The sequence below is a fragment of the Azorhizobium sp. AG788 genome, from assembly GCF_004364705.1.
Classification (GTDB): domain Bacteria; phylum Pseudomonadota; class Alphaproteobacteria; order Rhizobiales; family Xanthobacteraceae; genus Azorhizobium; species Azorhizobium caulinodans.
The window spans coordinates 792,867-812,060 of record NZ_SOBM01000001.1 but is presented as its reverse complement, the minus strand read 5'-3'; the positions used below and the strand labels follow the sequence as shown (position 1 = coordinate 812,060).

The following is a 19,194-nucleotide window of genomic DNA, read 5'->3' as shown; positions in this document are numbered from 1 at the left end:
CCCCGGCCGGGTCAGTCGAGCGGCGGGCCAAGATCATCCCCGGCCGGCGCCTTCGCCTTCTTCTTTTCCGTCTTGGCCTGGGCATAGGCGCCGGCATTCTTCAACTGCACGGGCGCCTGCCCCTCGACGAACTGGCCGATCCAGAACTGCGTGCGCGCTTGCGCCTCGCAGGTGGCGGCGGCGTGGTAGGTGGCCCGGCCGGCGCTGGCAAAGCCATGCGTGGCCCCCTCATAGGTGAAGGCGCTCACATCCGGACGCTGGTCGCGGAAGCGCTGCGCCTGATCCACCGGCACCAGCGGATCGGTGGCGCCGAAATGGATCAGCGTCGGCACGCGCCGCTTCTCTGCACCGGCCCCGACGACACCAAGAGGATAATAGGCGATGGCGCAGGCGAGACCCCGCAGCTGGTTCGCCGCCTCATAGGCGAGAAACCCGCCCCAGGAATAGCCCACGACCGCGACCTTGCCGGCCTCCCGCGCCGCGTCCACGGCCGCCTGAATATCGTTGAGGGCGGGCTCGCGGCCCACTTCCTCCACCAAGGTCACGCCCTTGGCGAAGCCCTCCTCGTCATAGGCGAGGACAGTGCCGGGTGCCGCGCGGTCGAACAGGGCCGGCACGATGGCGAGATAGCCCCGTGCGGCAAAGTCATCGGCGGCGGCGCGCACATCATCGGTGATGCCGAACATGTCGTGAATGAGCACGACGGCGCCCTTGGCGTCGTCATTGGGCTCGGCCCGATAGGCGGAGAGCCCGTGGCCGTCGGCGGCGGTGAGCTGGAACATGGCATCCTCGCGCGGGACACGCGGCCCTGCGGGCGGCAGGGCGATCCGGGGTTGTCGCGGTCCCGCCCTCCCCGATGCATCGAGGGTGCCAGATGGCCTCCGGATCAGAGAAGACCCAGCTCCAGCTTCACGTCGTCCGTCATGCGGTTGGTGTCCCACGGCGGATCGAACACCAGATTGACCTTGGCGACATCGATCTGGCGCACCGTCAGCACCGCGCGCTGCACCATGGAGACCAGTTCCCCAGCCACGGGACAGCCCGGCGCGGTCAGCGTCATGTCGATCTCGGCGCCCACCGTGGGCAGCAGCTGGATGCGGTAGACGAGGCCGAGATCATAGATGTTCACCGGGATTTCCGGATCATGCACCGTACGCAGGGCCTCGATGATCTCGGCGGTGATGGCCTCCTCGTCCCAGTCCACGGCGGTCGCCGTGTCGGAAGAGAGGTCCTCGGTCTCGGTGCCCGGCATCACAGGCTCGTCGGTCATGAAATCGTCGCTCATGGTCATCGGCGCCCGCCTCCTCTCGGCTGCTCCGCGCCCACCGGCCCATCACGCGGCGGTGATGAGCGTGCGCGTATCTGAAGCCACGTCATGCAAGCCCGGCGCCAATCGAGAGGGGATGGGAGGAGAAGACCTTGGCGGGCGCCAGCCGGGCTCAGGAAAGCCCTTCCGCGAGCGCCTCGATGACGCGCCAGCCCACGACGCCTGCCGGATCGAGCTGGCGCAGGGCGGCGAGCTTGCGCTCGGCCTCGTCCACCCGGTTCTGCCGCAGATGGATGAATGCCAGAGCCTTGAGCGTATAGAGGGCAAAGCGGCCCGGCCCGTCCGGGGCCTCGTCGCGCGGCTGCCAGGCCCGCCAGTCCTCGTCCCAGCCGGCCTGCCGCGCTGCCTCGCGCAGACCGCTCTGCGCTGCCGCCTCGGCCTCCCACAGATGGCCCTGATAGGTGTGGATCTTGTAGAGGCAGAAATAGACCGGCAGTTCGCCGGGGGCCTCCGCGAGCGCCCGGCGGAACAGCGCATCCGCCTTGGCATGGTCATGGCGATAGGCGGCCACGCCCTGCTGTAGCAAGGCATTGATGGCCACTGGCATGTCGCCGAAATTGATGAGTTCGGCTTCCGGAAACATCTCGATCATGCCGCAGCCGATGCAAATTGGAGGCCGGACGCGGGAGCGCCCATTGCGCCCGGAGGCGCCAGCGGGATGTCCGGCACCAACCAGAACCCCTGTCGCATGTGCGACATGCGACAGGGGCCGGCAACGCGGAGCCAACGTCGCGCCACGCATTCCGGCCTCGCAGGACAACTGGTTTGAAGCTTGCAAGGACCGGGCGAGAGAGACCGGGAGCAAGTCTGATGGCAATGGTCGGATCGGAAATTGAGCGCCTCATCAAGGAAGCGTTCCCCGACGGACAGGTGGTGATCGTGGATCTCGCGGGCGACGGCGACCATTACGCCGCCCGGATCACCTCCGAGCAGTTCCGCGGCAAGAGCCGCGTGCAGCAGCACAAGATGGTCTACGACGCGCTGAAAGGGGAGATGGGCGGTGCCCTGCACGCGCTGGCGCTCGAAACCATCGTTCCCGCCTGAGGCCCTCACCCTTCCCCACCGGAGACGCAAGACATGTCCACGTCCGATCGCATCAACGGCCTGATTTCCGAGAACGACATCATGGTGTTCATGAAGGGCACGCCCGCCATGCCGCGCTGCGGCTTCTCCGGCGCTGTGGTGCAGATTCTCAACACCCTCGGCGTGCCCTATGCGACGCTCGATGTGCTGGAGGATCCCTTTGTCCGCGAGGGCATCAAGGAATTCACCAACTGGCCGACCATTCCGCAGGTGTTCGTGAAGGGCGAGTTCATCGGCGGCTGCGACATCGTCCGCGAGATGGCGCAGAAGGGCGAGCTTCAGGCCCTGTTCAGTGAGAAGGGCATCGCCCCCAGGGCCGCCTGATACCGACGTGCGCGGCGGGCCTCAGCCCGCCGCCTGTCGTGCGGGGCGCAGGAGCGCCAGGCATTCTACCGTGCCCGCAAGATCCAGCGCCGTGAAGCCGTCCAGCGTTTCGAGCTCCGCATCTGCGCCCCGCGCGAGGAGACGGCCCACCACCGGACCGAGGCCGGCCGAAGACGCATACATCAGGGCGGTCGCGCCGTTGTCATTCTGGTTGTCGATGTCGATGCCGGCAGCCACCAGCATGTCGATGGCGTCGAGATGCCGGCCGACGCAGGCGAGCCACAGCGCCGTGTTGCCATCGGCATTGCGCAGATCGAGATGTGCGCCCGCCGCGATGAGCTGGCACAGCGCCTCCGTATCGCCCGTGTGGGCCGCCTTCATGAGCGGCGTGGTGCCGTTGTCGATTACCGCATCCACGTCATCGGCCGGAAAGCCGTGGGCGACGAGCCAGGCAGCGAGATCCGCATCGATGTCGGGCACGGCATGAGTGGCGCCGCGTGTGCGCCAGCCCTCATAGCCGTCATCCAAGCTGGAGACGTCCTGGAAGCCGAAATCGGAGAAGGTCTGCGCATATTCCTGGCTGGCATTGCCGTGATAGCAATAGATCAGCACGGGATGGTGCCGCGGCGTCGCCAGGATGATCTCCGAGAGATTGGCCTGCGAAAGCCGCCGGGCGCCCGGCATGTGACCCGCCTCATAGGAGCCCGCATCGCGGGTGTCGAAGACGAGGAGATCGTCCCGCCGGAGAAGCACCTCCGCCTCGCCGGGATGAATGCGGCGGAAGGGAACGCGGAAGGTCATGCGAGCGGCTCCTGTGCAGGGGCGGGCGGCGGGCGGCGGCCGGGATAGGCGGGCAGCGACAGGATGCGCCCGTCATGGAGCGGCCGGCCGACGGTGAAGTGATAGAGGCTCTGGAAACGCTCGCCCTCAAGCCCGAGAAGCTCGTGCAGGGCATCGTCGAAGAAGCAGCCGATACCGGTGCCGCGCAGGCCCGCCCGCTCGGCTTCCAGATAGAGCACATGACCGAGAAGCCCGGCCTCCCAGTGCAGCGCGCGGTAGCGCCACGGGTCCATCTCCAGCTCCAGCGCGAAATCGGCGACGAAGCTCAGGGCCACGCAGCTGTCGCCGGCAATGGCCTGATGGCAGCAGATGGTGCGCATCACGCCGCGAGCGTCTGCCTCGACCAGGCGCCGGAGGGGCAGATGCACTGGCGCGCCCGGAACGTCGTCCCAGGCGAAATCCGCGCGCAGCATCCGGCGCAGCGGGCCTTCCGCGTCCGCCCGGCGCGGCAGGGCGTAGAGGCCGGGCGCCAGCCCCTGAACGCGATGGACGAAGAAGACGGGATGCACCTGCGGCGCATGGGGCCACATGTCGAAGGGGGCCGCGCATCGCGGCAGAAGCGCATCCGCAAGAGCGAAGAAGTCCGCCGCCGGCATGACGAAACCGGCCTCGAAGCGCTGCGCGCTGCGCCGGCCGAGCAGCACCTGCGCCGCCGGGGCCGTTCCCGAAGCCAGAGGCGCGGGCAGATCCGACGGCGCCGGGAGCGCATCGAGCACGCCGCCGGAGGCGCGGGTGGCCGCGCTCACCACATCGATGACCGGCCAGCGATACATGGGGTGGCGGTCGAGGCAGTTCGCGCGCCCTGCCCACGGGCCGGCTGGCGCATCCGGGATCATCGCTTCGAAGCCGGCCACGCCCATGTCGATGGCGACGAGGACGTCCGCCTCCTCCGCCTCGGCACCGGCAAAGTCGGGCGCGCGGTCAAGGCCGAGCCGCGCCGCCACCGCCTCGGAGGGAAGCGCGGTGAGAAGATGCACCCGCCAGCCCAGCGCCGCCGCCGCATAACGCAACGCGCCCAGTGCGTGGCCGAGATCGAGCTGGCAATAGCGGAAGGCGCGCTCGCCATATTTCCACGCCTCGCGCCAATGGATGGAGGACAGGCCGACCCAGAGCCGCGCCGGCTCGTCCGGGGCCCCGGGATCGGCCGCCCGGTGCTCCAGCGCATGGTCGCGGCTCACATAATGATGCAGGCCATCCTCGAGGCCGGCGATGTTGCGCGCCAGCACATAGGCTTCCGTCGGGTGGAGATTGCCGCTGGAGGGATTGCAGCGCACCGCCCAGCGGTCCGGGCCCGTCTCCTTCCAGGCGGCAAGTCCGAAGGACAGCTCCAGCAGCAGCGCCACCGAGCCAAGCGTCGGCGGTGCGGGCGGCACCCCGCCGGGCGTGAGCATCTCGTCGAAACGGACGGCGAGGTCCTCCGCCATCGCCGGCAGCGCCAGCTTCGGGCAGCCGGAGAACTCGCGAAAGGAATTGGGCTGGGCATCCCAGTCCAGCGTCTCCGGTCCCGCCGCGTAGTGGCCGAGCCTGTGCTTGGTGCGCAGATGATAGCCGCGCGCCACAGCGCCCGGATGCGTCGCTTCCGGGACCAGCCGGTTGCCCGCGCCGGGGGAGGCCGTCATGGCGCGGCGGCTTCGGCGGGCGTGGGGCAGGCGCCAACCTCCGGGCGGGAGCACCCCTGCGGCGCATCCCCGGATCCCGTTCCCAGAAGACGCGCGACAAGCGGCCCCTCGAAGCCCGCACAGCGCACGCCCTCCACCTCCAGCAGCGGCCGGCGAATGAAGAGCGGCTCCTCCAGCATCAGGGCCAGCGCCTGTTCGGCGCTGAACGCGCGCGGATCGACCGCGCCCGACTTGATGCCCGGCGCCGCCGGATTGAAGCGTGCCGGCACAGGCATGTCGCCGAAGAAGGCCGCGAGGCGCTCACCGGTCCAAGGCTCGGAGAGAAGGCTGCGGGCCATCACCTCATGGCCCGCCTGCTCCAGCAGACGCTTCTGCCGCCCATTGGTGCCGCAGCCCGGCTTCTCGTAGAAGATCACGCGCGCCACAGCGGCACCTACGCCATCATGCCAAGCTGGACCAGCGGCTGCGCCCCGCCGCGTCCGAGAATGGTGTCCACCTTCTTGCGCACCGCCTCCAGCGTCAAAGGCTTCACCACCGCGCCATGGGCACCGGCCTTCAGTCCCTCCACCGCCGTCGCTTCCTGCGCCTTGTCGCAGACGATGAGAATGCGCACGCCGGGAAAGCGGGCGTTGATCTCGGACACGAGGCCCGGTCCACGCGCGGCGAGGAAGGAGACGCCCAGCATCACCACGTCGGGCTTCAGCCAGCCCTCTCCTTTCTCATAGGCCTCCTCGAGGGTGGCCAGCTCATGGGTCTCGATCTCGTCGTGCAGCATGAACTGCAGCGCCGCGCGGGTGATCTCGTCCTCGTCCACGACAAAGACGCGCCGCTGGTCCACGGCCTTCGCGGTTTCGACACCAATCTGCATGGCAGCCTCGCTCGATGCGGGCCCCGCCGTTCCGTGGCCCTCGCGTGAACCCGTGCAAAATCCGTTCCGTGTTCCGGACGCGGGTGTCGGCGATGATGATCTCTTGCTTCGGCCCGCCGGTCCCTGCCGCAACCCGAGCGGAAGACGTGTTTCCTTTCCAACAGCCTGCGGCGTTCTGTCAGGTTCGAGACATGCCCTCCCCACCCGTCACCCGCGCATTTTTCCGTTGTATTTCCATGTGGATATGAAGACGCAGGCGGATGGCACGGTCGTTGCTGATATCCATCCTGCACGGCGAGTGAGGGCTGAGTACACGCAGACGCGACGACGAGCGATGTGCTCCTTCCCGTAACCGACGAGCCTGTTTGTGAGCGCGAGCGCCCCAGCCCCGGCGGGGTGGTCATTGGCAACGGTTCGAAGGAATTCAAGACATGTCGTCACTGAGACAGATCGCATTTTACGGCAAGGGGGGCATCGGCAAGTCGACGACGTCCCAGAACACGCTGGCGGCGCTGGCGGAGATGGGCCATCGCATCCTCATCGTCGGCTGCGACCCCAAGGCCGACTCCACCCGCCTCATCCTGCACGCCAAGGCGCAGGACACCATCCTGTCGCTGGCCGCCGCCGCCGGCAGCGTCGAAGACCTCGAGCTCGAAGAGGTCATGAAGATCGGCTACCGCGACATCCGCTGCGTGGAATCCGGCGGTCCGGAGCCGGGCGTCGGCTGCGCCGGCCGCGGCGTCATCACCTCCATCAACTTCCTGGAGGAGAACGGCGCCTATGAGGACATCGACTACGTCTCCTACGACGTGCTCGGCGACGTGGTGTGCGGCGGCTTCGCCATGCCCATCCGCGAGAACAAGGCGCAGGAAATCTACATCGTCATGTCCGGCGAGATGATGGCCATGTATGCGGCCAACAACATCTCCAAGGGCATTCTCAAGTACGCCAATTCCGGCGGCGTGCGCCTGGGCGGGCTCGTCTGCAACGAGCGCCAGACGGACAAGGAGCTGGAACTGGCCGAGAACCTCGCCAAGAAGCTCGGCACCCAGCTCATCTACTTCGTGCCGCGCGACAACATCGTCCAGCACGCCGAGCTGCGCCGCATGACGGTGATCGAGTATGCGCCCGACAGCGTTCAGGCGAACCACTATCGCAACCTCGCTGAGCGCGTCCACAACAATGGCGGCAAGGGCATAATCCCCACCCCCATCACCATGGACGAGCTCGAGGACATGCTCATGGAGCACGGCATCATGAAGACCGTGGACGAGACCCAGGTCGGCAAGACCGCGGCCGAGCTCGCCGCGCTCTCCGCGTGACGCCCCCGTCCCCGGCCGCCGGCCGGGGACATCCGTTCATGCCCGAGCCTTTCATCCCAAGACGTTTGATTGCGACCGTTCATTCTGACCGACGATCCGCGCGACCGGCCATGGCAGCACACGGCCCAGCCGATCGCGCGGCCCCCTCAGGGCCTGCCGCAGAGCATGCCTCTCACTGTGTCCTGAAGCCGGGAGTACACGCCCATGACCAGCATGGCCCTGTCTCTGCCACTGGCTTCCACGCCCTTCCCGGGCGGGGCGGATACCGCCTGCGCCGGGCAGGCTTCGCCGCTTCCGTCGGCCGGCGCGATCTATCGCCGCCTCATCGGCTGCGCGCCCGCCCATGCCCTCGTTGGCGATACGGCAGCCTTCGACCGGCATGTCCTGGCGGCCATCCTGGCAGTCTCGGCTTCGGAAGGCGGGCCCGTCGCCAGCCGCTGCGGTCTTGCGGCGCACGAGATTTCCGACCTGTTGCACCGCTTCTTCCCCGCCGTGGGCGATCTCGGTGCCCGCTGGCAGGCCCACGCATCGCCCCTCGATGAGGAGAGCGCCATGGTGCGTGATCTGCTCCTCGCCCAGCGTTCGGCCGATCCGCAAGTGGGCGGCTGGCTCGCCGCCATGCTGGCGCGCCGGGCCATGGAGCCGAACCATCTGTGGGAGGATCTGGGCCTGCGCGCGCGCGATGAGCTGACGCGGCTCATGAACCGGCATTTCGCGCCGCTCGCCGGCCGCAACACCCGCAACATGCGCTGGAAGCGCTTCTTCTACCGAAGCCTGTGCGAGGACGACGGCTTCGTCATGTGCGCAACGCCCGTTTGTACAGAATGCGGCGATTTTGCCCTCTGCTTCGGCGACGAGAGCGGGGAGAGCCGCATGGCGGAACGCCGGCGCAGCATCGCCCTCGCCGCCCCCGCTTCCTGACCGACACAGACACGGATGGATGCCATGCACGCTCCCGTCTCTCCCGAACAGGCCGACCTCAACATGGAGCAGCAGCTCCGTCTGGTCTGGCGCCGGCTGAAGAAGGATGATGCGCCGTGGCTGGACGCCAGCGCCATGCTCCGCCGCCACGGCCTCAGGCCCACCCGCCAGCGGGTGGTGCTCGCCCGCCTCCTGTTCGCCAAGGGCCACCGGCACGTGACGGCGGCGGTGCTGCATGACGAGGCGATGCGCGCCCGTATCCCCATGTCGCTCGCCACCGTCTACAACACGCTGAACCATTTCACGGAAGCCGGCCTGCTACGGCGGATCGGCATCAGTTCCAGCATCACCTTCTTCGACACCAACACCAGCCACCACCATCACTTCTTCATCGAGGGCGAGCTCGGCCTCTATGACATCGACGCCAGCGCGGTGAATGTCGCGCAGTTGCCCGTCATTCCGGACGAGAACGAGGTGAGCGGCGTCGATATCGTCGTCCGCCTGCGTCGCACGGGCCGCTGAGGGACGCTCCGCCTGTCGCCTTCGGGACACCCGCATCCGCGCAGCAGCGCGCCCGCCTCCCGCGGACTGGCCCATCGCCAGTACTGGCACGGGCATTGCTTGAACCTCATCCGTGCCCCGACATCGGGGCAACGGGTTCGCCCGCCAAAGCGACCGGATGAGTTCACCTCATCCGATCACGCACCAGACTTTCAGGAGACGGAGCATGGCGACCGCCGGCGGCATCCTCGATCAGCTCAACAAGGCATCCAGCGCGGAAGACTTCTTCGCGCTGCTCGAGGTCGATTACGATCCCCAAGTGGTGAACGTGGTGCGCCTGCATATCCTGCGGCGCATGGGCCAGTATCTGGTCAGCGAGAATTTCGAAGGCCAGGCGGATGACGCCATCCGCGCCCGGTGCAAAGAGGTGCTGGAACAGGCCTATGCGGACTTCCTCGCCTCCTCGCCCTTGCAGGAGCGAGTGTTCAAGGTGCTGAAGGAGGCCGCCCAGCCGCCGAAGCCCAAGCCGATGGTATCGCTCACCGTTCTCAAGTGACGTTCCCCCCTCCCGCGTCCGTCAAGGGCGGCCTGCACCCGGCAGGCCGCCCTTCGCGTTTCAGGGCGCGGGCGGGTGGTGAGATGCGACGGGCAAGACGCGCCTGTCGCATTCCCGACGCCGGTGGCGGACGTTCCTGTCGGCCGGCGGAGCCGGGGCGGAAAGCGCATTGTGGCATGCCAGACAGCCCTTTGATTCCATGCGCGTTTTCGGGCTGAAAGACAGTTGGTACGACACTTGCTCATTCCTCCCCAAGAGCCCAACCGTTCCGGGAGCGAACGCAATGCACATCGTCGTCTGCATCAAGCAGGTTCCTGACTCCGCGCAGATCCGCGTCCACCCCGTGACGAACACCATCATGCGTCAGGGTGTGCCCACGATCATCAATCCTTACGACCTCTTCGCACTGGAGGCCGCGCTCGCGCTGCGCGACCAGCATGGCGGCGAGGTCACCGTGCTCACCATGGGCCCGCCGTCGGCGGAGGACAGCCTGCGCAAGGCCCTCACCTTCGGTGCCGACCGGGCGGTGCTGCTCACCGACCGCTTCTTCGCCGGCTCCGACACGCTCGCCACCACCTATGCGCTGGCCACCGCCGTGCGGAAGATCGGCGAGACCTTCGGCGCGCCGGACATCGTCTTCACCGGCAAGCAGACCATCGACGGTGACACGGCGCAGGTCGGCCCCGGCATCGCCAAGCGGCTCGGCCTGCTCCAGCTCACCTATGTGGCGAAGATCGCCAATGTCGATCTTGAGGGTCGCAGCATCCAGGTGGAGCGGCGGTCCGAAGGCGGCGTGCAGGTCCTTCAGACCCGCCTGCCCTGCCTCATCACCATGCTGGAGGCCACCAACGAGATCCGCCGTGGCGCCATGGCCGATGCGCTCCGCGCCGCCCGCGCCGAGGTGGTGATCTGGAGCGCCAAGGACGCCGGCGTCGAAGACATCTCCAAATGCGGCCTGCGTGGCTCGCCCACGATCGTGAAGCGCGTGTTTGCGCCCTCCGCCCGCGCGGAGAAGGCGACGATGGTCGACTTCAGCGAGACCGCGCCGACGGACGCCCTGATCGCGGAAATCTTCAAGCGCCAGCCCAAGCTCGAGGACGACCTCGCGGCCCTGGCACGCGGCTACTGACGGACAGACGAGGGAGCACGTCATGAGCGAACCCACCAAAGCACCCGCCGCGTCCGCCGGAAGCCGCGCCGCGACGAAGAAGGAACTGCCCGAGCACTTCAAGGCCTATAAGCACGTCTGGGTGTTCATCGAGCAGGAGCGCGGACAGGTCCATCCGGTCTCGTGGGAGCTGATGGGCGCCGGCCGCAAGCTCGCCGACAAGCTCAAGGTGGAGCTGGCGGCCGTCGTGCTGGGGCCGGACGACGCGGCGACGCAGCACGCCGCAGCCGAAGCCTTCAGCTATGGCGCCGACCTCACCTATGTGGTGGCCGATCCCCTGCTCACCGATTATCGCAACGAGGCCTATACCAAGGCCCTCACCGATGTGGTGAACACCTACAAGCCGGAGATCCTGCTGCTGGGTGCGACCACGCTCGGCCGTGACCTTGCCGGCTCGGTCGCCACCACGCTGCTCACCGGCCTCACCGCCGACTGCACGGAGCTCGACGTGGATGCGGACGGCTCACTCGCCGCCACCCGCCCCACCTTCGGCGGCTCCCTGCTCTGCACCATCTACACGCTGAACTACCGGCCGCAGATGGCCACGGTGCGTCCGCGCGTGATGCCCATGCCGGAGCGTGAGGAAAAGCCCATCGGCCGCATCATCACCCACCCGCTGGGGATGGTGGAGGACGATATCGTCACCAAGATCCTGTCCTTCCTGCCGGATCGCGATTCCGCCAAGTCCAACCTCGCCTATGCGGATGTGGTGGTGGCGGGCGGCCTCGGCCTCGGCTCACCGGAGAATTTCCAGCTCGTGCGCCAGCTCGCCGGCGTGCTGGGGGCGGAATATGGCTGCTCCCGCCCGCTGGTGCAGAAGGGCTGGGTCACGTCTGACCGGCAGATCGGCCAGACGGGCAAGACGATCCGGCCGAAGCTCTATATCGCCGCCGGCATTTCGGGCGCCATCCAGCACCGTGTGGGCGTCGAGGGCGCGGACATGATCGTCGCCATCAACACCGACAAGAACGCCCCCATCTTCGATTTCGCCCATGTGGGCATTGTCACCGACGCGATCCGGCTGCTGCCGGCGCTGACCGAAGCCTTCCGCGCCCGCCTCTCCCCCCATTCGCGCGACCGGATCGCCAGCTGAAGGAGCGTGCCATGATTGATGAGAAGTTCGACGCCATCGTCGTCGGCGCGGGCATGGCGGGCAACGCCGCCACGCTCACCCTCGCCCGGCGCGGCCTGAAGGTGCTGCAACTGGAGCGGGGCGAATATTCCGGCTCCAAGAATGTGCAGGGCGCCATCCTCTATGCAGACATGCTGGAGAAGCTGGTCCCCGATTTCCGCGAGGACGCGCCGCTGGAGCGCCATCTCGTGGAACAGCGCTTCTGGATGCTGGACGACCGCTCCCATGTGGGCCTCCACTATCGCTCGGAGGACTTCAACGAGGAGAAGCCGAACCGCTACACCATCATCCGCGCCCAGTTCGACAAGTGGTTCTCCTCCAAGGTGAAGGAAGCCGGCGCCACGGTGCTGTGCGAGACCACGGTGACGGAACTGGTGCAGGATGCCTATGGCAAGGTGATCGGGGTGAAGACGGACCGCTCCGGTGGCCAGATCCATGCGGATGTGGTGGTGCTGGCGGAGGGCGTGAACGGCCTGCTCGGCACCAAGGCGCACCTGCGCGAACGGCCGAAGCCCGAGCATGTGGCGCTGGCGGTGAAGGAAATGCACTTCCTGCCGCGCGAGACCATCGAAGCCCGCTTCAACCTCCAGGGTGACGAGGGCGTGGTTATCGAGGCCGCCGGCACCATCTCCCGCGGCATGACCGGCATGGGCTTCATCTATGCCAACAAGGAATGCATCTCGCTGGGCATCGGCTGCCTCGTCTCCGATTTCCAGAAGACCGGCGAGACGCCCTATGGCCTGCTGGAGCGCTTCAAGAGCCATCCCTCCGTCGCGCCGCTGATCGAGGGCTCCGAGGTGAAGGAATATGCCGCGCACCTCATTCCCGAGGGCGGCTTCAAGGCCATTCCCCAGCTCTTCGGCGACGGTTGGGTGGTGGTGGGCGATGCCGCCCAGCTCAACAATGCCGTCCATCGCGAGGGGTCGAACCTTGCCATGACCTCGGGCCGCATCGCGGCGGAAGCCATCTTCCAGGTGAAATCCCGCCGCGAGCCCATGAGCGCGAAGAACCTCTCGCTCTACAAGACCATGCTGGAAGAGAGCTTCGTCCTGAAGGACATGAAGAAGTACAAGGACCTTCCGGCCCTGCTTCACATCAATTCGCAGAACTTCTTCCTCACCTATCCGCAGTTGGTCTCCAAGGCCATGCAGAATTTCGTGCGGGTGGATGGCACCCCGAAGGTCGAGAAGGAGAAGCGGACGCTGCGTGCCTTCGTGGAGGCCCGCTCCTGGTTCGGCCTGTTCGGCGATGCCTTCCGCTTCGCCCGCGCGTGGCGGTGAGCCCGCCCGGTCGAAAGGTTTCGAGTGACATGCGTTCCCGGTCCGCTGCCCCTGCAGCGGGCGTTCCGCCACCGGCCTGAGGCCGGGCGAGACAAGGAGATGACAGATGGCTGACGCATCGGTCCGTGTCGAGGACAAGCTCTTCTACAATCGCTACCTGGTCGATTCCGGCCGGGCCCACATCAAGGTGCGGCCACACACCGAGCCGCCGCCGGCCCTGCTGAGCATGCTCAAGCTCTGCCCGGCCCGCTGCTACGAGCTCAACGAAACCGGCCAGGTGGAAGTCACCGTGGACGGCTGCGTGGAATGCGGCACCTGCCGCGTCATCGCCGAGCCCTCCGGCGACATCGAATGGACCTATCCGCGCGGCGGCTTCGGCGTGCTGTTCAAGTTCGGCTGACCGGCCGCATCATCAGGAGACGCCACATGTCCGACATCGAGACCCTCAAGGCCGAGATCAAGAAGCTCTCAGCCAAGTCGGTGAATGCCAAGATGAACCTGCACGACCTCTCCGAGGACCTGCCCACCAACTGGCAGAGCATCCTCGAGGTGGCGCAGGAGACCTACAATACCTTCAAGACGCTGGAAGACGCCCGCAAGAAGCTCAAGGAACTGGAAGCCGGTGCCGCGGCCTGATGCCGGCACGCCGGGCCGGCCCGTCCTGCCCTGACGAGTGGCGCGACAAGCTGCGCCCCCTCCCGTGCCCAGGGACGGAAAAGCGACCGGCGGTCCCGATGGGGCCGCCGGTTTGCGTTTTGGCACCCGACGGCGGCCTGGACCGGACATCCTCGGTCTCTCCGGCCCCCGTCCCCGTTCCAGATCACCGTCGAGGAATCGCTCGCGCGACGCGCCGACCGCTCCGAAGGAACTGACCTCACGCAAATTTTTCCAGTGTGAAGACGGCCGTCACGCTGCGTCTCGCAATCGCACTGCTGCACTGCACACAACGCCTGTTCCAGCGGCGGCCGCGCTCTGGAGTCGGATAGAGAAATCCGATCAGGGAGCATCGCCTAAGGGTTTGTGTCCTTGGCATACCGCACACAAGGCGTCGCGAAAGTCCTCATATATAAGGGACTCGCACCTTTTGTCGCAGCTCCGAACGATAGAGATGTTCTATTGCAACATCCCACAGCTGGCTTGATCCGCCCTGCCCCTGTGACACATTCATTGGAACGATCACAAGGAAACCGCTTCAGGCGGGACGGGGAAGGGCATTGCCGATGGCCGGCTACGAACCATGGAGCGCCTCGCGCGCAGCGGAGATCATCGCCGAGCACCGGCACATGGATGGCGCCACCATGCCCATCCTCCACGCGGTGCAGGAGACCTTCGGCTTCGTCCCCGACCCTGTCGTGCCCATGATCGCGGAGAGCCTGAACCTCTCCCGCGCCGAGGTCTATGGCGTCGTCACCTTCTACCATGACTTCCGGCGCGAGCCGCCGGGCCGCCATGTCATCAAGCTCTGCGCGGCGGAAGCCTGCCAGTCCATGGGCTCGGAAAAACTCGCCCGCTATGCGGAAGAGCGCCTCGGCATCGAGATGGGCGAGACCTCGCCGGACGGCAAGGTGACGCTGGAGCCCATTTACTGCCTCGGCCTGTGCGCCTGTGCCCCCTCGGCCATGATCGACGGCCGCCTCGTCGGCCGGCTCGACGAAGCCACCATCGACGAACTCGTGGCGGAGGCCGGACAATGAGCGTGCGCATCTTCGTTCCCAACGACGCCACCGCCATCGCCTGCGGCGCCGACAAGGTGGCCCGCGCGATCGAGGCGGGGCTCGCCGCCCGTGGCATCGTCGCCAACATCGTGCGCAACGGCTCGCGCGGCCTGTTCTGGCTGGAGCCCCTCGTCGAGGTGGAGACGCCCAAGGGCCGTGTCGGCTACGGCCCGGTGAAGCCCTCCGACGTGGAAAGCCTGCTCACCGCCGGCCTCGTCCATGGCGCGGACCACCCGCTGAGCGTCGGCCTCGTGGAGGAAATCCCCTTCCTCAAGAAGCAGACCCGCCTCACCTTCGCGCGCTGCGGCATCATCGACCCGCTGTCGCTGGAAGAGTACAAGGCCCACGGCGGCTACAAGGGCCTCGCCAAGGCCATCGAGATCGGCCCCTCCGCGACCGTCGAGCAGGTGTTCGAGAGCGGCCTGCGTGGCCGTGGCGGCGCCGGCTTCCCGACCGGCATCAAGTGGCGCACGGTGGCCGCCGCTCCGGCCGACCAGCGCTACATCGTCTGCAATGCGGACGAGGGCGACAGCGGCACCTTCGCCGACCGCCTCATCATGGAGGCGGATCCCTTCTGCCTCATCGAGGGCATGACCATCGCCGGCCTCGCGGTGGGCGCCACCAAGGGCTTCGTCTACTGCCGCTCTGAATATCCGCTCTCGCTGCAGGTGATGGAGAAGGCGATCGCCATCGCCCGCACCGCCGGCCTGCTGGGCAAGAATGTCGCCGGCTCGCAGTATGATTTCGACCTCGAAATGCGCATGGGCGCGGGAGCCTATGTGTGCGGCGAGGAAACCGCGCTGCTGGACAGCCTGGAAGGCAAGCGCGGCGTGGTGCGGGCCAAGCCCCCGCTGCCGGCGCACAAGGGCCTGTTCGGCAAGCCCACCGTCATCAACAACCTGATCTCGCTGGCCACCGTGCCGGTGATCCTGGAGAAGGGCGGCGCCTTCTACCGCGACTTCGGCATGGGCCGGTCGCGCGGCACCATGCCCATCCAGCTTGCCGGTAACATCAAGTTCGGCGGCATCTTCGAGACCGCCTTCGGCATTCCGCTCGGCGAGCTCGTCTATGACATCGGCGGGGGCACCGCCTCCGGTCGCCCGGTGCGCGCGGTGCAGGCGGGCGGCCCGCTCGGCGCCTATCTGCCGGTGCATCAGTTCGACACGCCCTTCGATTACGAGGCCTTCGCGGCCAAGGACGCGCTCATCGGCCATGGCGGCATCGTGGTGTTCGACGACACGGTGGACATGGCCCACATGGCCCGCTTCGCCATGGAGTTCTGCTCCCACGAGAGCTGCGGCAAGTGCACCCCCTGCCGCATCGGCTCCACGCGTGGCGTGGAGACGCTGGACAAGATCATCGCCGGCAACCGGCGGGAGGCGAACCTCGCCGTCCTTACCGACCTTTGCCAGACTATGAAGCTCGGTTCGCTCTGCGCGCTCGGCGGCTTCACGCCCTATCCCGTGCTCAGTGCCCTCACCCATTTCCCGGAAGACTTCGGCGCCACGCCGAAGCTGCCCGCGGCCGCCGAATAGGAGGAACGCCATGTCCCTCGTGCATGAAATCGACTACGGCACCCCGGCCTCCAAATCCGAGAAGCTGGTCACGCTCACCATCGACGGCATGAAGGTGCAGGTGCCGGAAGGCACCTCCATCATGCGGGCGGCCATGGAGGTGGGGAACCAGATCCCCAAGCTCTGCGCCACCGACATGCTCGACGCCTTCGGGTCCTGCCGGCTCTGCCTGGTGGAGATCGAGGGCCGCAACGGCACGCCCGCCTCCTGCACCACGCCAGTGGCGGACGGGATCGTGGTGAAGACCCAGACCGAGCGCCTGAAGCAGATCCGCAAGGGCGTGATGGAGCTCTACATCTCCGACCACCCGCTGGACTGCCTGACCTGCTCCGCCAATGGCGATTGCGAGCTGCAGGACATGGCCGGCGTCGTGGGCCTGCGCGAAGTGCGCTACGGCTATGAGGGCGAGAACCACACCAAGCTCGGCAAGGACGAGTCCAACCCCTATTTCACCTACGAGCAGTCGAAGTGCATCGTCTGCAACCGCTGCGTCCGCGCCTGTGAGGAAGTGCAGGGCACCTTCGCCCTCACCATTTCCGGCCGTGGCTTCGGCTCGCGCGTGTCTCCCGGCATGGACGAGCCCTTCCTGTCGTCCGAGTGCGTCTCCTGCGGCGCCTGCGTTCAGGCCTGCCCGACGGCGACCCTCAACGAAAAGGCCATGTACGAGATCGGCACGCCCGAGCACTCGCTGGTGACCACCTGCGCCTATTGCGGCGTCGGCTGCACCTTCAAGGCGGAGATGCGCGGCGACGAGCTGGTGCGCATGGTCCCCTACAAGGACGGCAAGGCCAACCGTGGCCACTCCTGCGTGAAGGGCCGCTTCGCTTATGGCTATGCGACCCACAAGGACCGCATCCTGAAGCCCATGATCCGCTCCTCCATCCACGAGCCGTGGAAGGAAGTGAGCTATGAGGAGGCGATCGCCTACGCCGCCTCCGAGTTCAAGCGCATCCAGGCCAAGTATGGCCGCCGCGCGGTGGGTGGCATCACCTCCTCGCGCTGCACCAACGAGGAAACCTACCTCGTCCAGAAGCTGATCCGCGGCGCCTTCGGCAACAACAATGTCGATACGTGCGCCCGCGTCTGCCACTCGCCCACCGGCTATGGCCTCTCCCAGACCTACGGTACCTCGGCGGGCACGCAGGACTTCGATTCGGTCGAGGACAGCGACGTCATCCTGGTGATCGGCGCCAACCCGACCGACGGGCACCCGGTGTTCGGCTCGCGCATGAAGAAGCGCCTGCGCGAAGGGGCGAAGCTCATCATCGTCGATCCGCGCAAGATCGACCTCGTGCGCACCCCGCACGTGGAAGCCGACTATCACCTGCCGCTGCGCCCGGGCACCAACGTCGCCATCGTCACCGCGCTCGCCCATGTGATCGTGACCGAGGGCCTCGTGAACGAGGACTTCGTGCGCACTTACTGCGACTGGGAGGAATTCCAGGAGTGGGCCGAGTTCGTCGCCGAAGAGCGCCACAGCCCCGAGGCGGTGCAGCAGTACACGGGCGTCGATCCCGCGCTGGTGCGCGGCGCGGCCCGCCTCTATGCCACCGGCGGCAACGCGGCCATCTATTACGGTCTCGGCGTCACCGAGCATTCGCAGGGCTCCACCACCGTCATCGCCATCGCCAACCTCGCCATGGCCACCGGCAACATCGGCCGGAACGGCGTGGGCGTGAACCCGCTGCGCGGCCAGAACAACGTGCAGGGCTCGTGCGACATGGGCTCGTTCCCGCACGAACTGCCCGGCTATCGCCACGTGGCCGAAGACGACACCCGCGTGCTGTTCGAGCGTGACTGGGGCGTGAAGCTGGACGACGAGCCCGGCCTGCGCATCCCCAACATGTTCGATGCCGCCGTCGATGGCACCTTCAAGGGCATGTATGTGCAGGGCGAGGACATTCTCCAGTCCGACCCCGACACCCGTCATGTCTCCGCCGGCCTCGGCGCGCTGGAATGCCTCGTGGTGCAGGACCTGTTCCTGAACGAGACGGCCAACTACGCCCACGTCTTCCTGCCCGGCTGCTCCTTCCTGGAGAAGGACGGCACCTTCACCAACGCCGAGCGCCGCATCCAGCGGGTGCGCAAGGTGATGGCTCCCAAGAACGGCTATGCCGACTGGGAAGTCACCATGATGCTCTCCAAGGCGCTGGGCTATGAGATGGACTACCAGCACCCGAGCGAGATCATGGACGAGATCGCCCGGCTGACGCCCACCTTCACCGGCGTCTCCTACAAGAAGCTGGACGAGTTCGGCTCGGTGCAGTGGCCCTGCAACGAGAAGGCGCCGGAAGGCACGCCGGTCATGCACATCGGCGGCTTCGTGCGCGGCAAGGGCAAGTTCATGCTCACCGAGTATGTGGCGACCGACGAGCGCACCGGCCCGCGCTTCCCGCTGCTGCTCACCACCGGCCGCATCCTCAGCCAGTACAATGTGGGCGCCCAGACCCGGCGCACCGCGAACGTCGCCTGGCATCCGGAGGACGTGCTGGAAATCCACCCGCACGATGCGGAGAACCGCGGCATCCGCGACGGCGATTTCGTCCGCCTCGAAAGCCGCGCCGGCTCCACCTCGCTCAAGGCCGTGATCAGCGACCGCATGCCCACGGGCGTCGTCTACACGACCTTCCACCACCCGATCACCCAGGCCAACGTCATCACCACCGACTTCTCGGACTGGGCGACCAACTGCCCCGAGTACAAGGTGACGGCGGTCCAGGTGTCGCCCTCCAACGGTCCGACGCAGTGGCAGGAAGAGTATGAGAAGCTCTCCCGCAACAGCCGTCGCATCGCCGAGGCTGCGGAGTGAGCTGTGCGTGACACCCGGCCACCCGCGCGTCGCCACGCCCTCTCCCTGTCCAGCGGGAGCGGGCGTGGTGGCGGCCGGGTCGGGTCACGGGCAGAGTGCTTGCAGTCGGAAGCCTTCGGTCCAATCTGTGAGACAGACCCCGTTTCGCGGATGGC

21 protein-coding genes are annotated in these 19,194 nt (G+C 67.1%); 14 read left to right on the top strand and 7 right to left on the bottom strand.

Annotated elements, in window-relative coordinates; all coding sequences use genetic code 11:
- Positions 1-11: 11 nt before the first annotated feature.
- The 3 genes from DFO45_RS03745 to DFO45_RS03735 form a co-directional block, all read right to left on the bottom strand.
- Positions 12-782, bottom strand: coding sequence for a dienelactone hydrolase family protein (locus DFO45_RS03745; RefSeq protein WP_133863774.1), 771 nt, complete (start codon positions 780-782; stop codon positions 12-14).
- A gap of 104 nt (positions 783-886) precedes the next feature.
- On the bottom strand, positions 887-1,291 hold the full coding sequence (locus tag DFO45_RS03740; RefSeq protein ID WP_245517939.1) for an iron-sulfur cluster assembly protein: 405 nt from the start codon (positions 1,289-1,291) through the stop codon (positions 887-889).
- 148 nt (positions 1,292-1,439) lie between these two features.
- On the bottom strand, positions 1,440-1,919 hold the full coding sequence (locus DFO45_RS03735) for a hypothetical protein (RefSeq protein ID WP_133863773.1): 480 nt from the start codon (positions 1,917-1,919) through the stop codon (positions 1,440-1,442).
- 218 nt (positions 1,920-2,137) lie between these two features.
- On the opposite strand from DFO45_RS03735, the gene DFO45_RS03730 reads away from it, so the two are divergent.
- On the top strand, positions 2,138-2,371 hold the full coding sequence (locus tag DFO45_RS03730; protein WP_012171960.1) for a BolA family transcriptional regulator: 234 nt from the start codon (positions 2,138-2,140) through the stop codon (positions 2,369-2,371).
- Between the two features lie 33 nt (positions 2,372-2,404).
- Positions 2,405-2,734, top strand: coding sequence for a Grx4 family monothiol glutaredoxin (gene grxD, locus DFO45_RS03725; protein WP_012171961.1), 330 nt, complete (start codon positions 2,405-2,407; stop codon positions 2,732-2,734).
- A 21-nt stretch (positions 2,735-2,755) separates the two neighbouring features.
- On the opposite strand, the gene DFO45_RS03720 is transcribed toward grxD, so the two are convergent.
- The 4 genes from DFO45_RS03720 to DFO45_RS03705 are packed head-to-tail and all read right to left on the bottom strand — an operon-like array spanning position 2,756 to position 6,061.
- The gene (locus DFO45_RS03720; protein ID WP_133863772.1) at positions 2,756-3,535 is read right to left on the bottom strand and encodes an ankyrin repeat domain-containing protein; all 780 of its coding nucleotides are present in this window, start codon (positions 3,533-3,535) and stop codon (positions 2,756-2,758) included.
- Positions 3,532-5,193: a SagB/ThcOx family dehydrogenase gene (locus tag DFO45_RS03715; protein WP_133863771.1), complete on the bottom strand. Its 1,662-nt coding sequence runs from the start codon at positions 5,191-5,193 to the stop codon at positions 3,532-3,534. Before DFO45_RS03715 ends, DFO45_RS03720 begins: the two co-directional genes overlap by 4 nt.
- The gene (locus DFO45_RS03710) at positions 5,190-5,618 is read right to left on the bottom strand and encodes an arsenate reductase family protein (protein WP_133863770.1); all 429 of its coding nucleotides are present in this window, start codon (positions 5,616-5,618) and stop codon (positions 5,190-5,192) included. Before DFO45_RS03710 ends, DFO45_RS03715 begins: the two co-directional genes overlap by 4 nt.
- An 8-nt stretch (positions 5,619-5,626) precedes the next feature.
- The gene (locus DFO45_RS03705; RefSeq protein ID WP_012171965.1) at positions 5,627-6,061 is read right to left on the bottom strand and encodes a response regulator; all 435 of its coding nucleotides are present in this window, start codon (positions 6,059-6,061) and stop codon (positions 5,627-5,629) included.
- Positions 6,062-6,492: 431 nt separating this feature from the next.
- Here DFO45_RS03705 and nifH point away from each other — a divergent pair, with 431 nt between their 5' ends.
- From nifH to fdhF, 12 genes are all read left to right on the top strand, one after another.
- Entirely contained in the window at positions 6,493-7,383 is an 891-nt protein-coding gene (nifH, locus tag DFO45_RS03700) for a nitrogenase iron protein (protein WP_012171966.1), read from the top strand.
- Between the two features lie 204 nt (positions 7,384-7,587).
- Positions 7,588-8,304 (top strand): nitrogen fixation protein NifQ, encoded by a 717-nt coding sequence (locus DFO45_RS03695; protein WP_245517938.1) that lies wholly within the window; start codon positions 7,588-7,590, stop codon positions 8,302-8,304.
- A gap of 24 nt (positions 8,305-8,328) precedes the next feature.
- Entirely contained in the window at positions 8,329-8,826 is a 498-nt protein-coding gene (gene irr / locus DFO45_RS03690; protein ID WP_274532292.1) for a Fur family transcriptional regulator Irr, read from the top strand.
- Positions 8,827-9,031: 205 nt separating this feature from the next.
- Complete coding sequence (nifW, locus tag DFO45_RS03685; RefSeq protein ID WP_012171969.1) at positions 9,032-9,361, top strand: nitrogenase stabilizing/protective protein NifW; 330 nt, start codon at positions 9,032-9,034, stop codon at positions 9,359-9,361.
- Between the two features lie 283 nt (positions 9,362-9,644).
- Positions 9,645-10,490 (top strand): electron transfer flavoprotein subunit beta/FixA family protein, encoded by an 846-nt coding sequence (locus DFO45_RS03680; protein ID WP_133863769.1) that lies wholly within the window; start codon positions 9,645-9,647, stop codon positions 10,488-10,490.
- Positions 10,491-10,512: 22 nt separating this feature from the next.
- Positions 10,513-11,622 (top strand): electron transfer flavoprotein subunit alpha/FixB family protein, encoded by a 1,110-nt coding sequence (locus DFO45_RS03675; RefSeq protein WP_133863768.1) that lies wholly within the window; start codon positions 10,513-10,515, stop codon positions 11,620-11,622.
- Between the two features lie 11 nt (positions 11,623-11,633).
- Entirely contained in the window at positions 11,634-12,941 is a 1,308-nt protein-coding gene (locus tag DFO45_RS03670) for an FAD-dependent monooxygenase (RefSeq protein ID WP_012171972.1), read from the top strand.
- A gap of 106 nt (positions 12,942-13,047) precedes the next feature.
- Positions 13,048-13,341 (top strand): ferredoxin family protein, encoded by a 294-nt coding sequence (locus DFO45_RS03665; protein ID WP_133863767.1) that lies wholly within the window; start codon positions 13,048-13,050, stop codon positions 13,339-13,341.
- Positions 13,342-13,367: 26 nt separating this feature from the next.
- Positions 13,368-13,577 carry a CCE_0567 family metalloprotein gene (locus DFO45_RS03660; protein WP_012171974.1) on the top strand — a complete coding sequence of 70 codons (210 nt, stop codon included), beginning with the start codon at positions 13,368-13,370 and terminating at the stop codon, positions 13,575-13,577.
- Between the two features lie 584 nt (positions 13,578-14,161).
- A complete protein-coding gene (locus tag DFO45_RS03655) occupies positions 14,162-14,635 on the top strand; it encodes a formate dehydrogenase subunit gamma (protein ID WP_043879541.1) in 474 nt (157 codons plus the stop codon).
- Positions 14,632-16,191 carry an NADH-quinone oxidoreductase subunit NuoF gene (locus DFO45_RS03650; protein ID WP_133863766.1) on the top strand — a complete coding sequence of 520 codons (1,560 nt, stop codon included), beginning with the start codon at positions 14,632-14,634 and terminating at the stop codon, positions 16,189-16,191. The genes DFO45_RS03655 and DFO45_RS03650 overlap by 4 nt, the downstream gene beginning before the upstream one ends.
- 10 nt (positions 16,192-16,201) lie before the next feature.
- A complete protein-coding gene (gene fdhF, locus DFO45_RS03645; RefSeq protein ID WP_133863765.1) occupies positions 16,202-19,039 on the top strand; it encodes a formate dehydrogenase subunit alpha in 2,838 nt (945 codons plus the stop codon).
- Positions 19,040-19,194 lie beyond the last annotated feature (155 nt).